Origin of the sequence: Pseudomonas sp. DE0010 (genome assembly GCF_007680745.1) — a bacterium.
GTDB lineage: Bacteria > Pseudomonadota > Gammaproteobacteria > Pseudomonadales > Pseudomonadaceae > Aquipseudomonas > Aquipseudomonas parafulva_B.
This window is the reverse complement of sequence record NZ_VEJQ01000321.1, coordinates 1-230: the sequence shown is the minus strand read 5'-3', so window position 1 is coordinate 230 and position 230 is coordinate 1. Positions and strand designations below refer to the sequence as shown.

Sequence of the window (230 nt, the reverse complement as noted above, 5' to 3'; positions counted from 1 at the left end):
CGAAGCGACCCCAGCCGCGCTTGCGCATGCGCGGAATGGCGGCGCGACCTACGCGCACGGCGGAAAAGAAGTCGGTGGCCCAGGCTTCCTCGTAGTCGGCATCGGCCAGTTCCAGGGGATCGCCCTTGGCGCCGGTGACGCCGGCGGTGTGCACCACGATGTCGATCTGGCCGAAGCGGGATTCGCCCTGCTCCACCAGCCGGTCCACCGCGGCCTGGTCGGTCATGTCG

The 230-nt window shown here is 70.0% G+C and carries 1 protein-coding gene; it reads right to left on the bottom strand.

All coding sequences use genetic code 11. The features are described from left to right. Positions 1–230: SDR family oxidoreductase (locus tag FS767_RS22700; protein ID WP_144968314.1), on the bottom strand; the 230-nt coding region annotated here is incomplete at both ends.